Source organism: Allobacillus halotolerans, assembly GCF_018967645.1.
Taxonomy (GTDB): domain Bacteria; phylum Bacillota; class Bacilli; order Bacillales; family Alkalibacillaceae; genus Allobacillus; species Allobacillus halotolerans.
The window spans coordinates 1-1,967 of record NZ_JAHLZF010000042.1 but is presented as its reverse complement, the minus strand read 5'-3'; the positions used below and the strand labels follow the sequence as shown (position 1 = coordinate 1,967).

Below are 1,967 nucleotides of genomic sequence, written 5' to 3'. Positions count from 1 at the left end.
GCAACCATTCCGCGAAGTTCCTCATCACTTAAATCTGACGCACTTTGTTGGTTTGATGCATTCGGTACGTCTTCTTTTTCGAAATTGCTATTGTATTTAATTTCGCCGTTAGTGAAAACAAACTTTCTAGGTTCGAACTCTTCTTTAAATTTAATAGGCACATTGTTATCATCTACATCTAAACTATTGCGTAAACCGCCAGTATTAACGAATCCGATAACTTCGTTTTTATCGTTTACTGTGATTTTCATTATTTCCACCCCATAATTTTAGTTATAGTAACTTTGTTGGCATTCGCTCCAGAACCTGATGTTTTACCTAAATCAAAGTACACATCGTTATCTATTCTTAAAGTAGTGCTACTTGTTTTGGATAGTAAGCACTCATAAATACCGCCACCGTTGCCGTCTGAGTCAACTACATTCGCTTTACTCAATTGAATCGCGTTAGGTAATGCGGTTAGTCCGAATCCCTCAATAACGCCACCTGGATAAGTTCCACTTACCAACAAAATAGAATAGTTTGTGTACGGTTCAGTTAGATTGATTGTTGTACCTACACCATTTGCGCCACCGTCGAACAATACCGTTGATTTATGTTCATTAGGAACTGTCCACTGTTGCTCAAGTCTGCCGTTTGTGATTGATCGTGTGTAAATCTTTTTAGAGTTATAAGGTGTGAAGTTAAATAGCTTGTTTGTATCATCTTTAACGAATACCGATAAATAACCCTCATAACTTTCAACGCTACCTGGTAAATCCGGCACTCTTGTTGCATAGTAATTACCAGCAGTTAAATATCCCAAATCGCCTTGCGCATTATTTAAGTTAACTTGAATTGATTGACCATTCGCCTCTGTCATCTTATGTTGTTGCCAGCTCGTTGTTCCGAATTTATCATCTACATACTGCTTAGCTTGATTTAAAGCGTTGTTAGACGTTTCTTCAACAAATTGCTTAGTTAAGTTTCCATCATTCTTTTTATAAAACGGGTACCATGTGCCGTAGATTTTGTATTTTGTGTACTCATCGTTTGAATCGTCTGGGTACCATGTTGCACGAGCAGTATTATTATCAACAACATAAACAACTAACACACCAGATTTGCTTGATGTATAAGTTGATTCATCGAACGAAGAACCGTCATCAACACCATCTTGTCCAGGCTTCTCTAACGTGCCTATATCCGTCTTTTCTGGCGCATCTGTTGCATTAGTAATATGAATAATCCTAGATGTGTTAACTGTGCTTAAAACGCTATCTATGGACTGCTCAGACGATTCGATTGCTTTACCGTAATCATCTGTAAGTTTAGACTTTTGCCAATTTGTTGTTGAATTACCTTTAACAAGGTCAGCGCCATTGATTTGTTGTTCAACTTCGTTAACACGTTCAAAAATCGCTTGCTCTTTTTCAACTATTTTATCGAATTCAGCTGTAACAGCTTGTGTTGCACTAGTTTGCGTCGCAGTAATAGCTTGTATAGCTTCGTTTTGCTTGATTTCGATTTGTTGAATGCCTTTTGTCGCACTATCATTCACTTTTGCTATTAACGTTTGTGTATCAGCCATATTTTGCTTTAATTGGTTAAAGTCTTTACCGACAGCTTCGATAGTATCTTGAATAGATTTGATATAAACAAGCTTTGTTATACCATCAAACCCACTAACTAAATCATTTTCAATATTGAAGCTAAATTGACGTTCAACAACAACATTATTACTCCCGTTTTGTGTAAAGAATGCCTGAGCATGCACCTTGCCTGAATGTTTTAAAAATTCATTCGGTATCACATACTGCAAACGCCCATTAATTGCGTCTACTATCGTTAATTCGTCTGAAATATAAGCGCCTCTATCTACGTTATAATCATCGGTTTTTAACACGATAGATGTTTTAACATGTTCAGAACTTATAGATAACGGTCTGTTATTCTTAGTTACTGCAAAATTTAAAACACCAGTTCCT

At 36.6% G+C, this 1,967-nt stretch carries 2 protein-coding genes; both read right to left on the bottom strand.

Annotated elements, in window-relative coordinates; translation table 11 throughout:
* Nucleotides 1-251: DUF2977 domain-containing protein (locus tag KQ486_RS13850; protein ID WP_000705892.1), on the bottom strand; the 251-nt coding region annotated here is incomplete at its 3' end.
* The coding region (locus tag KQ486_RS13845; RefSeq protein WP_216687981.1) for a phage baseplate upper protein at nt 251-1,967 on the bottom strand (1,717 nt) is incomplete at its 5' end. The genes KQ486_RS13850 and KQ486_RS13845, both read right to left, overlap by 1 nt.